The sequence below is a fragment of the Streptomyces sp. NRRL F-5650 genome (genome assembly GCF_000721365.1).
In the GTDB taxonomy this organism is placed as follows: Bacteria; Actinomycetota; Actinomycetes; order Streptomycetales; family Streptomycetaceae; genus Streptomyces; species Streptomyces ardesiacus.
In genome coordinates this window covers 1-19963 of sequence record NZ_JOGV01000003.1, presented here as the reverse complement: position 1 = coordinate 19963, position 19963 = coordinate 1, and the positions used below count along the sequence as shown (strand labels likewise).

General features: G+C 73.1%; 19 protein-coding genes and 1 pseudogene. 7 read left to right on the top strand and 13 right to left on the bottom strand.

All coding sequences use genetic code 11. The features are described 5' to 3' along the window. Positions 1–56: 56 nt before the first annotated feature. The 5 genes and pseudogenes from IG88_RS45060 to IG88_RS38330 form a co-directional block, all read right to left on the bottom strand. Positions 57–482: a hypothetical protein gene (locus IG88_RS45060; protein ID WP_158853772.1), complete on the bottom strand. Its 426-nt coding sequence runs from the start codon at positions 480–482 to the stop codon at positions 57–59. 42 nt (positions 483–524) lie between these two features. After that, complete coding sequence (locus tag IG88_RS0104545) at positions 525–1136, bottom strand: PDZ domain-containing protein (RefSeq protein WP_031035214.1); 612 nt, start codon at positions 1134–1136, stop codon at positions 525–527. A 74-nt stretch (positions 1137–1210) separates the two neighbouring features. Further along, complete coding sequence (gene cyc2, locus IG88_RS0104540; RefSeq protein ID WP_078861400.1) at positions 1211–3451, bottom strand: germacradienol/geosmin synthase Cyc2; 2241 nt, start codon at positions 3449–3451, stop codon at positions 1211–1213. Positions 3452–3557: 106 nt separating this feature from the next. Further along, complete coding sequence (locus IG88_RS0104535; RefSeq protein WP_031035209.1) at positions 3558–4775, bottom strand: damage-control phosphatase ARMT1 family protein; 1218 nt, start codon at positions 4773–4775, stop codon at positions 3558–3560. Between the two features lie 5 nt (positions 4776–4780). Next, positions 4781–5110 (bottom strand): annotated as a pseudogene (locus tag IG88_RS38330) (TetR/AcrR family transcriptional regulator); the annotation flags it as partial. Positions 5111–5526: 416 nt separating this feature from the next. Between IG88_RS38330 and IG88_RS0104525 the strand changes: the two are divergent. The 5 genes from IG88_RS0104525 (at position 5527) to IG88_RS0104505 (ending at position 10413) form a co-directional block, all read left to right on the top strand. Next, positions 5527–6540: a substrate-binding domain-containing protein gene (locus IG88_RS0104525; protein ID WP_031035207.1), complete on the top strand. Its 1014-nt coding sequence runs from the start codon at positions 5527–5529 to the stop codon at positions 6538–6540. A 68-nt stretch (positions 6541–6608) separates the two neighbouring features. Next, entirely contained in the window at positions 6609–9038 is a 2430-nt protein-coding gene (locus IG88_RS0104520) for a nitrate- and nitrite sensing domain-containing protein (RefSeq protein ID WP_031035204.1), read from the top strand. Continuing rightward, on the top strand, positions 9035–9454 hold the full coding sequence (locus IG88_RS0104515; protein WP_031035202.1) for a roadblock/LC7 domain-containing protein: 420 nt from the start codon (positions 9035–9037) through the stop codon (positions 9452–9454). Before IG88_RS0104520 ends, IG88_RS0104515 begins: the two co-directional genes overlap by 4 nt. Before the next feature lies 1 nt (position 9455). Further along, the gene (locus tag IG88_RS0104510; protein ID WP_031035201.1) at positions 9456–9815 is read left to right on the top strand and encodes a DUF742 domain-containing protein; all 360 of its coding nucleotides are present in this window, start codon (positions 9456–9458) and stop codon (positions 9813–9815) included. Then, positions 9802–10413 carry a GTP-binding protein gene (locus IG88_RS0104505; RefSeq protein WP_031035198.1) on the top strand — a complete coding sequence of 204 codons (612 nt, stop codon included), beginning with the start codon at positions 9802–9804 and terminating at the stop codon, positions 10411–10413. Before IG88_RS0104510 ends, IG88_RS0104505 begins: the two co-directional genes overlap by 14 nt. 27 nt (positions 10414–10440) lie before the next feature. Here IG88_RS0104505 and IG88_RS0104500 read toward each other — a convergent pair whose 3' ends face one another. From IG88_RS0104500 to IG88_RS0104485, 4 genes are all read right to left on the bottom strand, one after another. Continuing rightward, on the bottom strand, positions 10441–11403 hold the full coding sequence (locus IG88_RS0104500; RefSeq protein WP_031035195.1) for an ABC transporter substrate-binding protein: 963 nt from the start codon (positions 11401–11403) through the stop codon (positions 10441–10443). Between the two features lie 74 nt (positions 11404–11477). Continuing rightward, entirely contained in the window at positions 11478–12143 is a 666-nt protein-coding gene (locus tag IG88_RS0104495; RefSeq protein ID WP_031035194.1) for an ABC transporter permease, read from the bottom strand. After that, positions 12140–12841 carry an ABC transporter permease gene (locus IG88_RS0104490; protein ID WP_031035192.1) on the bottom strand — a complete coding sequence of 234 codons (702 nt, stop codon included), beginning with the start codon at positions 12839–12841 and terminating at the stop codon, positions 12140–12142. Before IG88_RS0104490 ends, IG88_RS0104495 begins: the two co-directional genes overlap by 4 nt. Continuing rightward, entirely contained in the window at positions 12838–13992 is a 1155-nt protein-coding gene (locus IG88_RS0104485; RefSeq protein ID WP_031035191.1) for an ABC transporter ATP-binding protein, read from the bottom strand. Before IG88_RS0104485 ends, IG88_RS0104490 begins: the two co-directional genes overlap by 4 nt. A gap of 271 nt (positions 13993–14263) precedes the next feature. Here IG88_RS0104485 and IG88_RS0104480 point away from each other — a divergent pair, with 271 nt between their 5' ends. Continuing rightward, complete coding sequence (locus IG88_RS0104480; protein WP_031035189.1) at positions 14264–14971, top strand: response regulator transcription factor; 708 nt, start codon at positions 14264–14266, stop codon at positions 14969–14971. Beyond that, complete coding sequence (locus IG88_RS0104475) at positions 14968–16401, top strand: sensor histidine kinase (protein ID WP_031035187.1); 1434 nt, start codon at positions 14968–14970, stop codon at positions 16399–16401. The genes IG88_RS0104480 and IG88_RS0104475 overlap by 4 nt, the downstream gene beginning before the upstream one ends. Position 16402: 1 nt before the next feature. Here IG88_RS0104475 and msrB read toward each other — a convergent pair whose 3' ends face one another. From msrB to IG88_RS0104455, 4 genes are all read right to left on the bottom strand, one after another. Beyond that, the gene (gene msrB, locus IG88_RS0104470; protein ID WP_031035181.1) at positions 16403–16810 is read right to left on the bottom strand and encodes a peptide-methionine (R)-S-oxide reductase MsrB; all 408 of its coding nucleotides are present in this window, start codon (positions 16808–16810) and stop codon (positions 16403–16405) included. A gap of 14 nt (positions 16811–16824) precedes the next feature. Further along, entirely contained in the window at positions 16825–18213 is a 1389-nt protein-coding gene (murC, locus tag IG88_RS0104465; protein ID WP_031035179.1) for a UDP-N-acetylmuramate--L-alanine ligase, read from the bottom strand. Between the two features lie 73 nt (positions 18214–18286). Next, positions 18287–18760 (bottom strand): indole-3-glycerol phosphate synthase, encoded by a 474-nt coding sequence (locus IG88_RS0104460; protein ID WP_199807419.1) that lies wholly within the window; start codon positions 18758–18760, stop codon positions 18287–18289. Positions 18761–18956: 196 nt separating this feature from the next. Further along, the gene (locus tag IG88_RS0104455) at positions 18957–19772 is read right to left on the bottom strand and encodes a pyrimidine reductase family protein (RefSeq protein WP_031035175.1); all 816 of its coding nucleotides are present in this window, start codon (positions 19770–19772) and stop codon (positions 18957–18959) included. Positions 19773–19963: the final 191 nt, after the last annotated feature.

Sequence of the window (19963 nt, the reverse complement as noted above, 5' to 3'; positions counted from 1 at the left end):
ACCACGGGCAGCATCCTGCCCCCCGGACGCGGGCGACGCGAGCCGATTGGCCTTGATCACCCCTCGCGGCCCGTGACGGCGTGCCGTCCGGTCACCGGTGTCGGGGGCGCCGCGCTCCGGCGCCCGGCGGAGGGGACACCGTGCTCGTACTCGCGCACATCAGCGAGCCGCACCGGATCGGAAGCCCGCGGGCCGCCGAGCGCACCGAGCGGGCGCGTGACCGGCTGCGGCACCTGCCGGGGCGGCTGCGGCACCTGCCGGGGGCGGGTGGCCGCGCTGCTGGAGCGGCCACCCGGGATCGCCGGGCCTATCACCGGCCACGCCCACACGCCCGCCGCCACCCTGTTCGCCGGACGGCCGCCGGTGGCGGGTCCCGGGGTGGCGGGGACGCTGCGGCTGTCCGGGAGGGGGAGCAAGGCCGCGGGCCGGGACACGCCGGCCGGACCGGCCCGCCACGTGCCGGACGACGCCGGGCGGCTCACGAGCCGCTTCCGCACGGTGGCCCGAGGGCACAGCGGGCACCCTCATGTGACGACGCCGAGGACGGCCGTCAGTTGCTGGTAGCCGCCGCTGCGGTGGCGCACGGTGAGCCTGACCTCCTTGCCGGGCCGGGCGCGGGCCACGGCGCGGGCGAGGTCGGCAGCCGAGTCGACGCGGCTCTTGCCGACCTGCAGCAGCACGTCGCCCCGCACCAGACCCGCCGCGTACCCGGGGCCCGGCACGTGGACGCCCACGACCCGGGCCCCGGGCCTGTCGTCGTCCACGGCCTCCACGCCGAGGGTCGCACCGGCCGGGGCGGGGGACTCGCCGGCCGGCGGGGCCGCCGGGGCGGCCTTCGTGCCGGTGCCCGCCCCGGCCCCAGCCGCACCCGCACCCGCACCCGCACCACCGGGACCGGGTGCCCCGGCCTGCTGCTGCAGGTCGGCCAGCTTGCTCATGCCGATGACGGTGGCCCCCACCGTGCCCAGCCCCACGCCCGCGAGGACGAGGACCGCGGCGGCGAGCACGCCGAGCAGCACGGTGACGAGCCGCCGGCGGCGCCGGCGCCCGGGGGGACGCGGGCCGGTCCCGGGATCGGTGCCGGGCCCCGGGTCCCGGCCCGGCATCGGCTTGGGACGCAACGCTGTCTGTTCCATGGATCGCCTCCGGCAGGTGCTCTACCCGGCGCATCGGCGCGTGACGAGCCACGAAAGAGTGAGACTGAACGCGGTCAGGGCGTCGGCACCGGACTGCTCCTCGGCACGGGGACCGGCACGGTCGTCGGCACGCCCGTCGGCGCGGTCGGCACGGGCGCGGTCGGCACGGGCGCGGTCGGGATCCGGTCCGGGAGGAAGCCGTGGGTGCGGCCCGCCAGGTACTCGGCCTTGTAGCGCGGAACGCTGCGGTGCCAGTTGAGGATGCCCGCCATCCAGTTCTGCAGGTCGGTGACGTACCCGTGCATGACGGCCCGCGCCTCCTGCGACAACTGGAAGTCGTCGTAGACCACCGGGAGTTCGTGCGCGACGACGTGCTCGAACTGGCGCATGCGCTGGTTCATCAGGTCCTGCACGACGCCCAGGGCGGCCGGGTAGTCGACGCCGAAGAAGTTCTGCACGACGAGGACCGCGTTGTGGACCTCGCCCTCGTACTCGATCTCCTTCTGGTAGGAGAAGACGTCGTTGAGCAGGCAGGCGTAGTCGATCGCCGCGTTCTCCAGGGAGCGGACGGGCCCGGTGCGGTAGACCTCGGCGGGCACCGCGGGGCCGTGTCCGGCGCGGCACAGGCCCAGGGTGAGGTCAGAGCCGAAGGTGGCGCGCCGCATCTCCAGGTAGTCCACGGGATCGGGGACGCGGTTCTGGATCTGGTTGGACAGCTCCCACACCCAGGCCTCGGTCATCGTGTCGACGGCCGTCTTCAGCGGGCGCCGCTCCTCGGGCGTCATACCGGCCGTCGTGCGCTCCCACAGGTCGATCAGCGAGCGTTCCATCGCGTTGGCGGGCGGCGGGACGGGCTCGCCGTCGAGCGGCATGCACGCCGACAGGCGGGCGGTGGTCAGCCGGGCGGCGGCGAGGTCCCGCCGGTGGCCGTAGACGAGCGGGTAGTAGTCGTCGCCGTAGGTGCCGAAGGCCAGCCAGCCCGAGGCGAGGTCGAGCTGGTCCTGGGTCGCGTCCGGGTCGAGGCCGGCGGCGCACAGGGGGAGGTCGCAGCTCTCCAGTTTGTCCTGGTCCCACACGCCTTCGCTGAGGATGCCCATCCTCAGGCACCACTCGGACAGGTGCCGCCGGGCGCCCTCCAGGGCGGGGCTCAGCTCCAGCGGGTAGGGCATGCGGATGTCGGGGATGACGGACGGGCCGACCTTCTGGAAGGGCACGTTGGTGTAGGGGCGGGCCCGCTGGGCGGCCGCCGTGGCCAGGAGCGCGCCGACGTCCGCGGCGGAGGTGCCGGGCCCGGTCAGCGCCTGCCAGCCGGCCGCCGGGCGCTCGCCCTTGTTCATGTAGCGGCTGGAGCGCATGTGCCATTCGTGGCCGCCGGACTGCCAGTCCTGGAGGCCCTTGGTGTACGCGGCGACGGCGGCGAGCTCCGGCGGGGTCAGGCCGTTCTCCAGGGCGACGGCGGGCACTTCGGTGAACGCGGTGTGCTCGAACTGGTGCAGCCGGGAGGTGAGGACGTCGTTGACCAGCTCGGCGGCCTCCTGGGTGGAGCAGCCGAAGAAGGTCTCCAGGACCAGCACCCCGTTGCTCAGCTCGCCCTCGTCCTCGACCTCCCGCTGGTAGGAGAAGAGGTCGTTGCGCAGGTGCACGGCGTCGGAGAACGTCTCCATGAGCACCCTGAGCGGCCTGGACCCGGCGACGGCGGCGGGCACCTCGGCGGTCGCGTACTCCACGAGCCCGGCCGACCAGGGGGCGCCGCCGACCTTGCGGCGCATCTCGATGTACTCGACGGGGTTGGCGATGCGCCCCTCGTTGATGTTGGACAGCTCCCACATCGACTCGTTGAGCAGGTGCTCGGTGGCGACGGCGAAGCGGCGGCGCCAGTCGGCCGACATCGCGGGCACGGTGCGGGTCCACAGGTCGGCGAGGCCCGCCTCGACCGGGTTCTCCGGCTCGGGCATCGCGGTGGCGTCGTCGAGCGGCATGAACAGGGGGAGGCGGTCCAGGTGGGCCTTGCCGGCGAGGCGGTCCTGGGTGCGTTTGAACTTCTCCAGGAAGTGGTCGTCGAAGAAGAAGACCCACACGTACCAGTCGGTGACGAGGGAGAGCGCCGGCCCGTCGCAGTCGGGGTGGGTGTAGGCGCAGAGCAGGCCGTAGTCGTGGGCGTCGAGGTCGGACTGCTCCCAGACCCCGGAGCCCTCCAGCATGCCCATCTCGCGCGCCCACGTCGTCGAGTGGGCGCGGGCCTCGTCGAGATGCGGGTTGAGCCGCGCGGGATGCGGCAGGTAGAAGTGCGGGAGTTGGAAGGGCTGTTGCGTCATGGCCGGGCCCTACCCACGGCCTCGCGGAGGCATCCGCCGGGCCGCACATGATCACACCATCGCGTGAATCGGCCCGGAATGCGGGAACTTCTCCCCCGGTACCCGCTCAGCGCCTGACCTGGATCAGCGCGTGCGTCCCGCTCGTCCGCCAGCGCTGCCCGCCGTCCGCCTCCAGCGCGGCCTCGGTCCCGGCGTCGAGCCCGGTGACCACGTCGGACTTGAGGGTGCGCAGCGCCGCGACCGGGCCGGGGAAGTAGGCGGTGACGTCGGCGAAGGAGGTGGTCGGCGGCCACCACCGGTCCCCCACCAGACGCCGGTAGTTCAGGTCGCCCTTGAGGACGGTCACGGTGGCCGCGGCGAAGTCCTCGCGCAGGTCGCCGGGCATGTCCGCGTAGGGCAGCGGGGCGCAGGAGAAGGGGTGGGCGCGGACGGTGACGCGCCCGTCGGTGAGGGCGGTCCACAGCCGCTCGCCGTACCCGGCCGCCGCACCGCCGGCGGCGACGAGCCGGCGCAGGGCGTCGAGCACGTCGGCGGGCGTGGCGTCGGAGACGTAGTACGGGTACGGCTTGACGTGCAGGACGGCCCGGTCGACGCGGCCCTCGGCGAGGAGGTGCGCGACGAGGAGCAGGTCGGGGACGAGTTCGCGCCCGGCGTTGTCGGCGACGAGGCACAGGGTGACCGGGTCCTGGCGCGGGGCGCCGGTCCCGGGGGCCGGGAGCAGGGACCACAGGGTGTCGCTGTCGTCGGCGACGAGGGGTTTGGTCCCGCTGCCGGTGGCGGCGCCCGGGCCGGAGAGGCGGAATCCGAGGTCGGCGCGGTTGCCCCACAGCGAGCCGTGCAGCAGGGCCCGGGTCCGTTCCCCGGCGGACAGCGCGTCGAGGCCGTCGAGCGCGGCGAGTTCCTCGTCGGTCTCCGGCGCGTCGAGTTCGGCCAGCTTCGCGGGCCGGAACGGGTCGACGCCCTGCCAGGGGCCGGGGCCGAAGTGACCGAAGGCGTCGAGGAGACGGCGGTAGAAGTGGCTCTCCGCCCACAGCCAGGGCACGTCGTACCAGGAGCGGCCCGCGTACGCGTCCATGCCCCAGCGGGCCCAGCGGTCCCGGTCGCGTCCGGTGGGGTCGGCGTCGGCGGGCAGTGGCTCGATCACGCCGTCGGCGCAGCTCGCGATCAGGGCGTCGAGCGCGCGGCGCCGTTCGGGACCGAGCGGGAAGGCGTCGCGCACCTGCCGCACGATGGCGGGGTGCCGCTCGGCGAGCACGCCGTGCGGGAAGGACCCGGGTTCGTTGCCGAGGATGACGGGGGCGGGCGCGGACGGGGTGTCGGGCATGCACGTCACCGTACCGGCCGGGCGGCGCCGGTCTCCCGTTCCAGGCGGGACGTCAGGGTGAGGTAGCGGGCGCGCCGGGTCACCGGGACCACGCCGCGGATCAGGATGTACCACATCTCGGCGAGACGGCGGGGCTGGCGTCCGGCCGGTTCGAGGGCGCCGCTGACGACGCGGGTGCCGACGACGGAGCAGACGAGGGTGTGCGCGACGGAGTCGACGTCGGTGTCCGGGTGCACGTCGGCCTGCCGTACGGCGTTCAGGAGCAGGGAGGTGACGAACTCCCGCCACTCGGTGAAGGGGTGCGGCAGCGGCGGCCGCACCGGCACCCCGGTCGAACAGGTCGGCCGCGGCACCGATGATCGTCGCGCGGGTCTGCTCGGCGCGTAGCTGCCTCGCCATCGGCTGTACTCTCCCGGGCTGGAACTCGGCAGACCGTGCCGCCTGTCTTTACCCCCGTACACGATAACTCACTTACTAACTGTCCGTCAGATCGGTCCGGACGGGCGGACCGGCGGCGGAAACCGCGCCGGGCATACCGCCCGGCATTCCGCTTCGGCCCGCTTTCGCCGCCTCGATCATCACGATGCGGCACCGACAACTGACAACGGTTCGCTGGTCACTTGACTACCAGCGGTCACACACGATTGGCTCCGGCCAGGCGAGTTCACCCGATTGGCGCAGCGACCCGCGGCTCCGGGGCCCCTCGCTCCGTTCCTCCTGCTCGGCCGCACAGCGAGGTGCCCCCGCCCCCATGAGTACAGCTCCCCCGTCCATCCACTCCTTCGGACCGCCGCGCACCGCTGCCCTCGCGGCCGCCGTCTGCCTGCTGGTGGCCGGCTGCTCCGCCCTCGGCGGGGACGGGGACGGCCCGGCGGCCGGGTCCGCGGACGGGGCGGGCCGGGACCAGATGAAGATCGTCATGGTCACCCACGGCGGTGAGGGCGACGCCTTCTGGGACCGGGTGCGCAAGGGCGCCGAGGCGGCGGCCGCCAAGGACGGCGTCGACCTGACCTACGCCGGTGACGCCGACGCCTCCGACCAGGCCGACCTGGTGCGGGACGCCGTCCGTGACAAGGCCGACGGCATCGCCGTGACGCTGGCCAAGCCGCAGGCCATGAAGGCGCCGGTCGCCGAGGCCGCGGCGGCCCGGATCCCCGTGGTCGGCCTCAACTCCGGTATGGACGCCTGGCGTTCCGCCGGGCTCCTCGGGTACTTCGGGCAGGACGAGAGCGTCGCGGGCCGGGCCGTCGGCGACAAACTGAACGACCTCGACGCCAAGCACGCCCTGTGCGTCATCCACGAGCGCGGCAACGTCGCCCTGGAGGCCCGCTGCGCCGGGGTGAAGAAGACCTTCGGCGGCGAGACCACGATGCTCTACGTCGAGGGCACCGACATGAAGGCGGTCGGTGCGGCCGTCACGGCGCGGCTGCGGCAGGACACGAGCATCGACGAAGTCGTCATGAACGGCGCGGCGTTCGCCCTCACCGCGGTCGAGTCGGTCGCCGAGGCCGGCAGCGGGGCCGAGGTCGCCACCTTCGACCTCGACAACGACCTCGTCGCCGCCGTCAAGCGCGGGGACGTCCAGTTCGCGGTGGACCAGCAGCCGTATCTGCAGGGCTACCTCGCCGTGGACGCGCTCTGGCTGTACCGCACCAACGGCAATGTCAGCGGCGGTGGAGAGGCCCCGGTGCTGACCGGTCCCGCGTTCGTGACCCGGACGAACGCCGACGCCGTCGCGGAGTTCGCCGCGGGCGGCACCCGGTGACCGGGGCCCGCGGTCCTCGCCGCACGCCCACCGCCGCTCCCCTCCCCCACTGACCGCCTAGGACGACGATGTCTGCACGGAAGATCCGGACGGCCCGGCAGAAGCGTGCCCGGCGCCACCTCGGCTCCATACGGCTCTCGCTGATCCTCCTGGCCGTGGTGCCCGGCGTCGCCCTCGCGGCCGTGTGGGGCGTCACGACGATCCAGATGTTCTCGGAGGGGCTGCGGCTGCGCGCGCAGACGGAGTTGAGCCGCGACACCGGTGCGATGGGCACCGAGGCCGCGCTCGCCCTGCAGAAGGAGCGCAGTCTGTCGGCCGCCTGGCTGGCCGCACCGGGCGGCGAGCGGACGGAACTGGACGCGCAGCGCAAGAAGACGGACGCGGCGGTCGCCCAGCTCGTGGGCCAGTCGGACGCCATCGCGAGCGCTCCCGACCGGATCTCGGACCGGCTGTACTCGGTACTCGGTTCGGTGGGCAGCCTGGAGTACTACCGCAGCCAGGTGGACGACCCCAGCGACATCACCGCCGAGCAGGCGCTGGACCAGTACACCTCGATCGTCGACGAGCAGATCCACGCCTTCCAGGAACTCTCCCAGGTCGACGACGGAGACCTCACCTCCCGGGCCGGTCCGCTGGTCGCCCTGGAGCACGCCGCCGAGCTGACCTCCCAGGAGGACGCCCGGCTCACGCTGGCCTGGCCGTCCGGCCGGATGGACGAGGAGGAGTGGACCCGGTTCACGCAGTTGGTGCACACCCGCCGCTGGCTGGTGGAGGACCAGATCGTGCCCTCCTTGACGGGCTCCGCGAAGACGCAGACCGAGCGCATCCTGGCCGGCCCCGAGTGGAAGTCCCTGCAGGACGTCGAGGACCAGGTGATCGAGGCCCGCTCGGCCGACGGGGACGAACACATCGACCTGCCGGACGCGCGGCAGCGCTGGAACACCGCCTTCGAGTCGATCTCCACCCAGTACGCCGAGCTGATCCGGCAGCAGACGGACGGCCTCCTCGACCGCAGCGCCCAGGAGGCCCGGGGCCTGCTGCTCAAGGCCGGTCTCCTCAGCGCCGGCGGCCTGGTCGCGCTGGTGCTGTGCATCGTCCTCTCCTGGCGCATCACGCGTTCGCTGTCCCGGCGGCTGCGCGGGCTGCGGCTGGCCACCCTGAGCCTGGCCCAGGAGCGGCTGCCCGACGTGGTGGCGCGGCTGGAGCGCGGCGAGAAGGTCGACGTGGAGTCGGAGACGCCGCCGCTGGACTACGGGCGGGACGAACTCGGCCAGGTGGCGCAGGCGTTCAACACCGCGCAGCGCACCGCCGTGTACACCGCCGTCGAACTCGCCGACACCCGGCGCGGCTTCCAGAAGGTGATCCTGGGCATCGCCCGGCAGAGCCAGAACCTCGTCAACATGCAGCTCGGCAAGCTCGACGCCCTGGAGCGCGAGCACACCGACCCGGAGATCCTCAAGGGCCTGTACGAACTGGACTCCACGGCGAGCCAGTTGCGGCGCTACGAGGAGAACCTCGTCATCATCGCCGGTGAGCAGCCCCGGCGCACCTGGCGCGAGCCGGTGTCGCTGGTGGACATCCTGCGCAGCGCCGTCGGCGAGGTCGCCGAGTACCAGCGGGTGGAGCTGCACGCCGACGAGGAGGTGGCCCTCGCCCCGCCCGCGGTGGCCGACGTGATCCACCTGCTGGCCGAGCTGATCGACAACGCCACCGCGTACTCCCCCGCCCCCAACCCGGTAGGGGTGCGGGCGGCGCTGGTCGCCAAGGGCCTGGCCGTCGAGATCGAGGACCGCGGGCTCGGGCTGTCGGAGGAGGACTACGCCTCGTTCAACGCCCAGTTGGCGGTGGCGCCGCAGTTCGACGTGGTGGCGCTCGCCGACGACCTGCGGCTCGGCATGTTCGTCGTCGCCCGCCTCGCCCACCGGCACGGCATCACCGTCACGCTGCGCCCCTCCCCGTACGGCGGGACCACGGCGATCGTGCTGATCCCGCACGAGATCGTGGTGCGCGGGACGGACGGCGCCGGCGCGGACGACGCGGAGGCCCCCCGGAGCGCCGGGGCTCCCCGGACCGCCGCGCAGGCCCTCGCCCCCGCCGAGCCCACCGCTTCCTCCGGGCCGGGAGCGGACCCGGCCAGCGGCGAGCGGCCCGTACGGTCGTCCCGGCCCGCGCCGCCGAGCCGGTCCGCGGTCGCGGCGGGCGCCCCGGCCGGTCCCCGCACCGCGCCGCCGGGCGGCTCCGCGGGCGAGAGCGGCGGCCTGGCGCCGTTGCCCCGCCGGGTGCCGCAGACCAGCCTCGCCGCCGAGCTGCGCGACGAGGACCTGGGCCCCCGGGGCGAGGACGCCTACGCCGACTTCACGGCCGAGCGCGCCGCCTCGTCCCTCGCCGGTTTCCAGCGCGGCACGCTGCGGGCCCAGACCGGCGACGACACGGGCGCCGCCGACGCCCCCTCGACTCCCCCCGCCGAACGCCGACTGCCGACGAAGGACTCCCGATGACCCGACCCTCCCCCGCCACGCACACCGAGCTGGACCAGTTGCTCACCGGACTCGTGGAGCGGGTCGCCGACGTGAACCAGGCCGTGGTGCTCTCCGAGGACGGGCTGGTCGTCAGCAAGTCCACGGGGTTCCTGCGCGACGACGCCGAGCGGCTGGCGGCGACCGCGTCGGGCCTGATGAGCCTCAGCAAGGGCGTCAGCATGGACTTCCGGGGCGGCCCGGTGCGCCAGGCGCTCATCGAGATGGCCAACGGCTACCTCGTCCTGACCTCGGCGGGCCCCGGCGCGCACCTGGTCGTGCTGACCGGGCCCAACGCCGACGTCGGCGTGGTGGCGTACCAGATGAACATGCTGGTGAAGAAGATCGGCGAGCACCTGAGCGCGGCACCGCGGGCCTCCGTCGGCCCCGGCGAGTGACGTGACCGGAGGCGACGCGGCCGGCCGGCTCGTACGGCCGTTCACCCTGACCGGCGGCCGGACCCGGCCCAGCCGCGCCGACTTCACCCTCATCACGACGGTGACGGCCGTCGAACCGCAGCCGGCCCGTGCGGCCCGGCCGCAGCCCGAACACCTGCGGATCCTGCGGATGTGCGCCCGGCCGGTCGCCGTGGCGGAGATCGCGGCCCGTCTCGACCTGCCGGTGAGCGTGGTCGTCATCCTGCTCTCGGACCTGCTGGAGGCCGGCCGGATCACCGCCAGGCCCCCGCACGTCGTCTCCCGTGCCGTCGACGACCTGGAACTGCTGCAGAAAGTGAGGGACGGCCTTGGCAGGCTCTGAGCGCGTCGCCACATCGCCCACGGCAACCGCGCGCCCCACCGCGCCCGACGCGGTGAAGATACTCGTCGCGGGCGGTTTCGGCGTCGGCAAGACGACCATGGTCGGGTCGGTCAGCGAGATCGCCCCGCTGCGCACCGAGGAACCGCTGACCGCGGCGGGCCTGGACGTCGACGACCTCGCCGGCATCGAGGAGAAGCGGGCCACGACCGTGGCGCTGGACTTCGGCCGGATCTCCATCGGCGGGGACCTGGTGCTGTACCTGTTCGGCACGCCCGGTCAGCAGCGGTTCTGGTTCATGTGGAACGACCTGGCGATCGGGGCGCTCGGCGCGGTGGTCCTGGTCGACGTGCGCAGGCCCGAGTCGAGTTTCGCCGCGATCGACTTCTTCGAGCGGCGGGGCATCCCGTTCGTCGTCGCCGTCAACGGCTTCCACGGCCGGCACCCCTACCCGGCCGCGGAGATCCGGGAGGCCCTGGCGCTGCCGGAGCACGTGCAGGTGCTGCTGTGCGACGCTCGGGAGCGGGCCTCCAGCCGGGACGTCCTCATCGCGCTGATCGACCAGCTCATCGAGGCGGCGTCCGGGGCCGCCGCCTCGTGACGGCGGCGGCCCCGGCGACGGCTCCGGTCAGCCGAGGCCGGCGGACTTCAGCCACTCCTTGGCGACGTCCAGCGGGTCCTTCTTGTCGAGCTGGACCTGGGCGTCGAGGTCGAGGAGCGTCTTGGTGTCCAGCTTGGCGGAGACCGCGTTCAGCGCGGCCACGCCCTCCTTCGGCAGCCCGTCCTTGTTGACCAGCGGGGTGACGTTGGCGTAGCCGAAGAGGTTCTCCGGGTCCTTCAGGACGACGAACTTCTCCTTGATGATCGTGGGGTCGGTGGTGAAGACGTCGGCCGCCTGCACGGTGTTCTTGGTCAGGGCCGACTGGGTCAGCGGCCCGCCCGCGTCGAGTGCCTTGAACGACTTGAACTTCAGCCCGTACACCGTCTCCAGGCCCTTGAGCCCTTGCTGCCGTGTCTGGAACTCGGGCGAGCCGCCGATCACCAGGTCCGGTGCGGCGTCCTTGAGGTCGGCGAGGGTCGACTCGGCGGTGAGGCCGTGCTCCTTGGCCGTCTCGGCGTTGACGCTGACCGAGTCCTTGTTCTCGGCGGGCGACGACTGGAGCAGCGTCAGCTTCTTGTCCAGCTTGGCCTTCGCCGCCTCGTTCACCGCCTCGGCGGACTCCTGCCCGGCCTTCGGGTCGAGGTAGGCCAGCAGCGAGCCGTTGTACTCCGGCAGCACGGTGACGGACCCGTTCTTCATCAGGCCGTACGTCGTCTCGCGGCTGCCTATGTTGTGCTTGTAGGTGACTTTGAGGCCCTTGGCCTTGAGTGCCTCTCCGTAGATGTCGGCGAGCAGGGTGCTCTCGGCGAAGTTGTTCGAGCCGACGACGACGGTGCCGGCCTCCGCCTTGTCGCCCGCCAGCGGGTTGTCGGAGGTGTCGTCGGAACCGGAGGAACAGCCCGCGAGCAGCGCCGCAGCGGCGGTGAGCGCGACGGCCGCCGCGCCGGTGTGCCTCGTCCTGGACCTGCTGCTCTTGGCGGTGGAATTCATCCGTCGATCCAAACGAGCCGCTCGCCGGTCAGTCAAGTCCGGCCTGGTTACGGTTTCTTCTCCGCCGGGCGCCCTCAACGCCTGCGCACCCCCGGTGACACGGCGAGCCGTCCGGCCGCCCAGAACACCGCGAGGGTGACCAGCGCCATGAGGGCGACCAGCGCGGCTCCGCCGACGACCTTCTCGTAGTTCCGCTGGTAGAGCCCGTCGATGATGTACCGCCCGAGCCCGCCGAGACTCACGTAGGCGGCGATGGTGGCGGTCGACACGACCTGGATGGCGGCCGAGCGCAGTCCGCTGAGGACCAGCGGGAGGGCGACGGGCAGTTCGACCCGGAAGAGGATGCCGGTCTCGGTCATGCCCAGCCCCCGCGCCGCGTCCACCGGGGCGGGGTCGACGGAGCGGACCGCCTCGTAGGTGGTCACCAGGATCGGCGGGATCGCGAGCACGACCAGCGGGATCATCACGGGGAGCAGGCCGATGCCGACGACGACGGCGATCAGCACCAGCAGACCGAAGCTGGGCAGCGCGCGGGCGGCGGTGGCGACGAAGGCGACGGCGTTGCCGCCGCGTCCGGTGTGCCCGGTCAGCAGGCCGACGGGCAGCCCGATCGCGGCGGCGAGGCCGAGGGCCATCAGCGTGTACTGGACGTGCTCCACCAGGCGGGTGGGGATGCCGTCGTAGCCGTGCCAGTGGGCGCTGTCGCTGAAGAAGGCGTTGACGAAGTTCAGGACGTTCACCGGACGCCCGCCTCCCGGGGCTCGGGCCGCGCGGCGGCCTCCTCGGCGCGCTGCTGCCTGCCCCGCGGCATCCACGGGGTCAGCAGGTTCCGGACCAGCACGAGCACCGCGTCGCACAGGACGGCCAGTACGGCGGTGGTGAGGACGGAGTTGACCGCCAGCTCGGGCCGGCCGTACTTCTGGGCGTCCGCGAGCAGGTTGCCGAGGGCGCCCTGGTTGCCGATGAGGGCGCCGACGCTGACCAGCGAGATGCTGGACGCGACGGCCACCCGCAGGCCCGCCAGGATGGCGGGCACCGCGATGGGCAACTGCACTTGCAGGTAACGCCGTACCGGTCCGAAGCCCATGGCGGTGGACGCGGCCAGCGTCTCCTCGGGCACCGAGCGGACGCCGTCGACGATGGCCGGGACGAGCACCACCAGGCTGTACACGGCCAGCGGGATCATCACCGTCAGCTCGGTCTGGCCGGTGTAGTCGATGAGGACCACGAAGACGGCCAGGGACGGGATGGCGTAGAAGACGGTCGTCACGCCGAGCACCGGCGGGTACAGCCAGCGGAAGCGCACACAGAGCTGGGCCAGGGGCAGCGCGGCGAGCAGGCCCGCCAGTACCGGCAGCAGTGACTCGCGCAGGTGCAGGCCGATCAGGCCGAAGTACGTGTTGTCGAGGTCGCTCGGGATGTCGAAGAAGCCGTTCACGGGGCGACCTTCGTGACGTCGGCGGGCTGCTCGGCCCGCTCGTCTGCGGGGCTCGTGGCAGCGTGGGCGGTGCGGATGGCCTCGCCGATGGTCTGCTGGGAGACGACACCGGTGACCCGCCCGTCGGCGTCCACGGCGACGGCCCAGCCGGTGGGCGAGAGCACCGCGCAGTCCAGGGCGGCCCGCAGCGAGTCGGTGCCGGGCACGAACGGCCGCCCGTAGGGCAGCAGTCGGCGGTCGGCCGGCCCCCCGGCGCTCAGGTCGCCGGGTTCGGCCCAGCCCAGCGGCCGGTCGTCCGCGTCGGTCACCAGCAGGTGCGCGGCGCCGTCCGCGGCGGCGAGCTGCTCGGCGGTGGCGTCGGCGCGCACGACCGGGCCCCGGGTCAACTCCAGTGCGGCGGACGGGAAGAAGGAGAGCCGCCGGATGCCGCGGTCGGCGCCGAGGAAGTCCTCGACGAAGGCGTCCGCGGGGTCGGACAGCAGCTCGGCGGGGGGCGCGAACTGGGCGAGCCGGCCCCCGGTGCGCATCACCGCGACCATGGTGCCCAGTTTGACCGCCTCGTCGATGTCGTGGGTGACGAAGACGATGGTCTTGCCCAGTTCGCCCTGGATGCGCAGCAGTTCGTCCTGCAGCCCCTTGCGGACCACGGGGTCGACGGCGGAGAACGGCTCGTCCATGAGCAGCACCGGCGGATCGGCCGCGAGCGCCCGTGCCACGCCGACGCGCTGCTGCTGGCCGCCGGAGAGCTGGTAGGGGTACCGCTTGCCGAGCGAGGCGTCGAGCCCCACGCGTTCCATCAGCTCCGCGGCCCGTTCCCGTGCCTTCTGCCTGCCCCAGCCGGTCATGCGGGGCACGGTGGCGATGTTGTCGAGGATCGTGCGGTGCTGGAAGAGCCCGGCGTTCTGGATGACGTACCCCATCGACCGGCGCAGCGTGGTGACCGGCTGCCGCTGGACGTCCGCGCCGTCGAGGAGGATCGTTCCCTCGGTGGGTTCGACCATTCTGTTGATCATCCGCAGGGTCGTGGTCTTGCCGCAGCCGGAGGGGCCGACGAGGACCGTGATCGCGCGGTCGGGTATCTCCAGCGACAGCCGGTCCACCGCCACGGTGCCGTCCGGGTACCGCTTGGTGACTGAGTCCATCCGTATCAAAACGCCGAATACCCTTCGGGACTGGCAGAAGCTGCCCGCTCCGGCCGCGGTCGGTGGGGCCGTCGCCGGTCGAGTGTAGACCGCCGGTCCGCTGGGCCCCCGTTGCTCCGGGGCGACTCCTTCCCCCTGCCCGGGGGTTCACACCGGAATCCTTCCGCGCCTGTCGTTGACCTGTCGGTCTGCTGTCGGTCTGCTGTCGGTCTGCTGTCGATCGGGCAACGGCGGCCTTCGCGGCCTGGGGTGCGGGCGGCCGGTGGCGCAGTATGGGCGGGTGGAGAAAGTACGCCTGCTCGTGGTGGACGACGATCCGCCCATCGCCGATCTCGTGGCCACCGTCGCCCGCTACGAGGGCTGGGAGGCGGTCACGGCCCACTCCGGCGAACAGGCGCTGCGCCTGGCCGCCGGGTTCCGGCCGGACATCGTGGTGCTCGACCTGATGCTGCCCGACGTCGACGGCTTCGGGGTCCTGGACCGGCTGCGCGAGGCGGGCACGACGGTGCCGGTGGTGTTCCTCACGGCCCGCGACGGGGTGGCCGACCGGGTGGCGGGGCTGACCCGGGGCGGCGACGACTACCTGGTCAAGCCGTTCGCGGTGGAGGAGTTGATGGCCCGGCTGCGCACCGTGCTGCGGCGCAGCGGCGGGCCGGGCGGCCGGCGGCCGGTGCTGAGGGTGGCCGACCTGGTGATGGACGAGGACGCCCGCGAGGTGCGCCGCGGCGAACGGCGGCTGTCGCTGACCCCGACCGAGTACGAGGTGCTGCGCTATCTGATGCGCAGGTCGCCGGCCGTGCTGACCAAGGCCCAGATCCTCGACCACGTATGGGAGTACGGCTTCGGCGGCCGGTCCAACGTGGTGGAACTGGTCGTCAGCCGGCTGCGCCGCAAGCTGGACGGCCCGAACGGCGCCGACGGCGCGGGCGAGCCGCTGATCCGCACGGTGCGGGGGTTCGGCTACGCGATCCGGCGGACGGCCGGGTGATACGCCGGTGGTGGCGCGCCTACCGCGGCCTGCGCCTGGGCACCCGGCTGACGCTGGGGCTCGGGGTGCTGTCGCTGGTGGTCTTCGCCGTGGTCGGCACGGTGCTGACGGCGTACATGCGGGACTATCTGGAACGGCAGCTCGCCGACCAGATGAAGCTGGTGCAGGTGGTGCAGTCCAAGGACGCCGCGGCGCACGGCACGGTCGAGCGCAAGCCGTACTACGGCTGGTACACCGCCGTGTACGACGTCTCCGACGGCTCCGCGGACCTGCGCACGCCCGCCGAGGTGCCGGCGGACAGCCGCGCGCTGACCGCCCTGGCGCTGACCATGGCCCGCTCGGACCAGGACCTCACCCGCACCGTGCGCATCGGCGGGCACGGCCCCTATCTGCTGCGGGCGTGCGAGGTCGAGCCCGGGGTGGTGCTGGTGAGCGCGGCACCCCTGGGCGATGTCGAGGACACCGTACGGCAGTTGGTCACGGTGCAGGTCGTCGTCTTCGGGCTGGCGCTGGCGGCGTTGGTGGTCTTCGGGCGGCGGATGCTGCGGCGCGGCCTGGAGCCGCTGAGCGACATGGCGAGCACGGCGCACGGCATCGCCTCGCACGACCTGACCGAGTCGGCGGCACGGCTGCCGCTGCGGGACGGCGGGCGGGACGGCGGCAAGGAGGTGGCGGAGCTGCGGACCGCGTTCAACACGATGCTGGAGCACATCGACGCGTCGCTGGCGGTGCGGGCCGAGGCCGAACGGCGGCTGCGCCGGTTCGTCGCGGACGCCTCCCACGAGCTGCGCACGCCGCTGATGTCCGTACGGGGCTACGCCGACCTCTTCCAGTACGCGGCGGCCAACGCGCCCGAGGAGCGCGAACGCCACCTGTCCCGGCTGCGCGCCGAGGCGGCCCGGATGGGTGTGCTCCTGGACGACCTGCTGCTGCTCGCCCGGCTGGACGCGGACGAGGTGGAGGCGCCGCTGCGGTGGGAGGAGACGGACCTGACGGAGCTGGTGCGGCAGGCGGCCGAGTCCTTCCGCGCCGCCCGTCCCGGCCACCCGCTGACGGTGACGTCCGGGCCGGGAAGGGTGCGACTGCGCCTGGACCCGCAACGGATCCGGCAGGTGCTGGACAACCTGCTCACCAACGCGGCCGTGCACACCCCGCCCGGCACCAGGGTCTCCGTCACGGTCTCCGCCGCCTCCGGCACGGCCCGGGTGTCGGTCGCCGACACGGGCCCCGGCGTCCCGGCGGCCGACCGGGACCGCGTCTTCGACCGCTTCTACCGCGTCGACAAGGCCCGCAGCCGCGACCGCGGCGGCAGCGGCCTCGGCCTGTCGGTCGCCGCGTCACTGGTCCGGGCCCACGGCGGCACGATCGAACTGGGCACCGCACCGGGAGCGACGGTCTTCACGGTGACACTCCCGGCGGCGGGCCGGTGACTCAGCCCTCTGTGGGCGCCAGTCGCAGCGAGATGCTGTTGATGCAGTACCGCTGGTCCGTCGGGGTCGGGTAGCCCTCGCCCTCGAAGACGTGCCCGAGGTGGGAGCCGCAGCGGGCGCAGCGGACCTCCGTGCGGACCATGCCGTGGGAGCGGTCCTCGACCAGTTCGACCGCGTCGGTGTCCTTCGGGTCGTAGAAGGACGGCCAGCCGCAGTGCGACTCGAACTTGGTGGTGGAGGTGAACAGCTCAGCACCGCAGGCGCGGCAGGAGTAGACACCCTCGGTCTTGGTGTCGGTGTACTCACCGGTGAAGGCCGGCTCGGTGGCGGCCTCGCGCAGCACGGCGTACTCGGCCGGGGCCAGCTCCGCCCGCCACTGCTCTTCCGGCTTCTCGACGTCGTACGACATGAGTCCTCAGCCCCTTACTTCGTCAGCTCGTGCAGGATGCGCGGTCCGAGGTCGGTGACGTCGCCCGCGCCCATGGTGAGAACGAGATCACCGGCCTTCGCCATTCCCGCGACCAGCGCGGGCGCCGCGTCCTTGTCGTGGACCGGGGTGACGTCCGCGCCCGCGGCCCGGGCGGCCTCGATGATCAGCTCGCTGGTGATGCCCGGGATCGGGTCCTCGCGGGCCGGGTAGATGTCGAGGACGACCGAGGCGTCCGCGAGGGCCAGTGCCTGGCCCATCTCCTTGCCCAGTTCCTGGGTGCGGGAGAACAGGTGCGGCTGGAAGAGGACGAGGATGCGGGCGTCGCCGACGGCGCCGCGCATGGCTTCCAGGTCGGCGGTCATCTCGGTGGGGTGGTGCGCGTAGGAGTCGACGACCTGGACACCGGCCGCCTCGCCCTTGAGCTGGAGCCGCCGCTTGACACCGGTGTACGCGGCCAGCGCGGGGGCCAGCTCGGCGGCGGGGACACCGAGGGCCGCGCCCGCGGCGAGGGCGGCGACGGCGTTGTGGGCGTAGTGGCGGCCGGGTACGGAGACGGCGAAGGTCAGCTCGGCGCCGTCGATGACGACGGTGACCTCGCTCTTCAGGCCCTGCGGGACGACCGACAGGATGCGCACGTCGGCGTCCTCGGACTCCCCGTACGTCACGGTGCGCACCTTGCCGGCCAGCCGCCGGGTCAGTTCGCGGGCGCCCTCGTGGTCGGCGGCGATCACCAGGGTGCCGCCGGGGACGATCCTGTCGGCGAAGGTCTCGAAGGACGCGTAGATCTCGTCCATCGAGGCGTAGTTGGCGTGGTGGTCCAGCTCGACGTTGAGGACGACGGCGACCTCGGGGGCGTACTTGTGGAAGCTGCGGTCGCTTTCGTCCGCCTCGGCGACGAAGATCTCGCCCTCGCCGTGGAGGGCGTTGGAGCCGGGGGCGTCCAGGTCGCCGCCGATCGCGTAGGAGGGGTCCAGGCCCAGCTCGGAGAGGGAGACCGCCAGCATCGAGGTGGTGGTGGTCTTGCCGTGGGTGCCGGCGACCGCGAGCGGGCGCAGGCCGTTCATCAGGGCGGCGAGGGCGTCGGAGCGGTGCACGACCGGGATGCCCAGCTCGGCGGCGCGGGCCAGTTCCGGGTTGTCCTCGCGGATGGCCGAGGACACCACCACGCAGCTCGCGTCGTCGGCGAGGTGGTCCGCCGCGTGCCCGATGTGCACGGTGGCGCCCAGCGCGCGCAGCGCCTCGGCGGTCGGGGACTCCTTGGCGTCGCTGCCCGCCACGGTTGCGCCGCGCTGGGCGAGGATCTTGGCGATGCCCGACATCCCGGCGCCGCCGATGCCGATGAAGTGCGGGCGGTCCATGGCGGTGGGAAGGCCGGGTGCCATGTGCTGTTCTCCCAGGGTGGTCGTGCGGGGTCCGTTGCGGGGCGCGCCCCCTGGGCGGGGGCGCGGCACCAGCCTATGCCTTGCTGTGGGAGAAGAGTTTCAGGACCGGTACGCCGACCTTGTGGCGGGCCCGGGAGGCCCAGTCGCGGTGGAAGAACTCCTCCACGTAGTGCGGATCGGTCAGGACGATCACCTCGTCGGCGGCGATCTCCATGACCAGGGCCTTCAGCTCCTCCAGCGGGTGATTCTCGATCAGCCGGCCCTCGGCCCGGGCGCCGGAGGCGCGCAGGGCGGTGAGGGACACCTCCAGGGCCCGCTCCCCGACGCTGTACGCCTCCTGGCCCTCCGGGGTCTCCCCCTCCCGTACGGCGTCGTCCAGTTCGCCGAGTGCGACGTCGTCGATGGCCCGCAGCAGGCGGTCCGCCTGATCGCCGCGCGGCTGGAGCAGCACGTGGAAGGCGACCTGCTCATCCCCGTGCAAGGTGGTGACGAACTCCACGTCGGCGGACGTCAGGGCCTTCTCGATCATCAAAACGCTTGTGAACACCAGGCGCCCCTTCTCCTTCGAGGGCCCGTGGGCCCACCCTCCGTAGGCCGTGCCGGACCCTGCGGAAACCATCCTGCCCCGTGATCGCACGGGTACTGCCGGATTCAGTGTGCCCGGCGCGGGCTAAACGGAACGACAGATTCCGCCGATTACCGTAGGTGCGGTAACGATCGAACTCCTGTCCGGTCGCCGTTGCTCACACCTGCCCGGGATCGCCCTGGTCACGCCGGTAACGACCGAAGAGGAAACCTTCCTCCTCCAGCAGGGACACCAGTGCGAACCGGGTCGGCACCTCGACCGCCGGTCCGCCCGCGATCCGCTGCGCGTCCCCCGCGGTCAGCATCGGGGAGACGGTCAGGCACAGCTCGTCGAGCACGCCTGCCGTGACGAACTGCCCCAGCAGCCGCGGACCGCCCTCGGTCAGCAGCCGGGTGTGCCCCAGCTCCGCGAGCGCCGTGAGGGCGCGGGCCGGGTCCACGCCGACACCGTCGCCCGCGGTCACCACCCGCGCTCCGGCCCGCTCGGCGGCCGCGATCCGCTCGGGGGCCGCGGCGGCCCCGGTCAGGATGAGGGTGGGGACGAGGGGTGAGGTGAACAGCGGCAGGGAGAAGTCCAGCTCCAGGCTCGCGCTGACCACCGCGACCGCCGGCGCGGGTGCCTGGCCGGCCGCCCGCCGCGCCTCGGCGAAGTCCGCCCGCGCGCGTGCCGGGCGGTACCCCTCCTGCCGTACGGTCTCCGCGCCGGCGATCACCACGTCGGCGAGCGCGCGCAGGGTGCCGAAAACGCGCATGTCGGCGGCGCTGGAGATGGGCTGGGAGCGGCCGTCGTGCTGGGCGGCGCCGTCGAGGGTGGAGACCATGTTGGCCCGCAGCCACGTCCGCCGCCGCCCCTCCGGCTCCGGGTAGGCGTAGGCGGCGGCCAGCTCGGCCGGGCTCCACTCCCGGTCGGCCCCGTCGGAACCCGGTCCGGCTGTCTGATCGGTCACAGGGGGCAGGGGGAACAGGCGTCGCATGAGGGGCAGTGTTCCACGCCCCGAACCTCCCAACCGCCCGGGCCGCCCCCACCCTCCCACCCCCCCGGCCCGCCCCTACCCCCCGACCCACGAGAACCCCCGCCCCGCACACCCCCGCCCCCCCGCACCGCACACCACCCAGCCACCGCACCGCCCGTCCGCCACCCCCGGACCATCCGGCACCGGCACCG

Excerpts from the sequence above, each read along its gene's own strand:
- IG88_RS0104545 (WP_031035214.1), bottom strand. The coding sequence starts at position 1,136 with ATGGAACAGACAGCGTTGCGTCCCAAGCCGATGCCGGGCCGGGACCCG.
- cyc2 (WP_078861400.1), bottom strand. The coding sequence starts at position 3,451 with ATGACGCAACAGCCCTTCCAACTCCCGCACTTCTACCTGCCGCATCCC.
- IG88_RS0104535 (WP_031035209.1), bottom strand. The coding sequence starts at position 4,775 with ATGCCCGACACCCCGTCCGCGCCCGCCCCCGTCATCCTCGGCAACGAA.
- IG88_RS0104525 (WP_031035207.1), top strand. The coding sequence starts at position 5,527 with ATGAGTACAGCTCCCCCGTCCATCCACTCCTTCGGACCGCCGCGCACC.
- IG88_RS0104520 (WP_031035204.1), top strand. The coding sequence starts at position 6,609 with ATGTCTGCACGGAAGATCCGGACGGCCCGGCAGAAGCGTGCCCGGCGC.
- IG88_RS0104515 (WP_031035202.1), top strand. The coding sequence starts at position 9,035 with ATGACCCGACCCTCCCCCGCCACGCACACCGAGCTGGACCAGTTGCTC.
- IG88_RS0104500 (WP_031035195.1), bottom strand. The coding sequence starts at position 11,403 with ATGAATTCCACCGCCAAGAGCAGCAGGTCCAGGACGAGGCACACCGGC.
- msrB (WP_031035181.1), bottom strand. The coding sequence starts at position 16,810 with ATGTCGTACGACGTCGAGAAGCCGGAAGAGCAGTGGCGGGCGGAGCTG.
- murC (WP_031035179.1), bottom strand. The coding sequence starts at position 18,213 with ATGGCACCCGGCCTTCCCACCGCCATGGACCGCCCGCACTTCATCGGC.
- IG88_RS0104455 (WP_031035175.1), bottom strand. The coding sequence starts at position 19,772 with ATGCGACGCCTGTTCCCCCTGCCCCCTGTGACCGATCAGACAGCCGGA.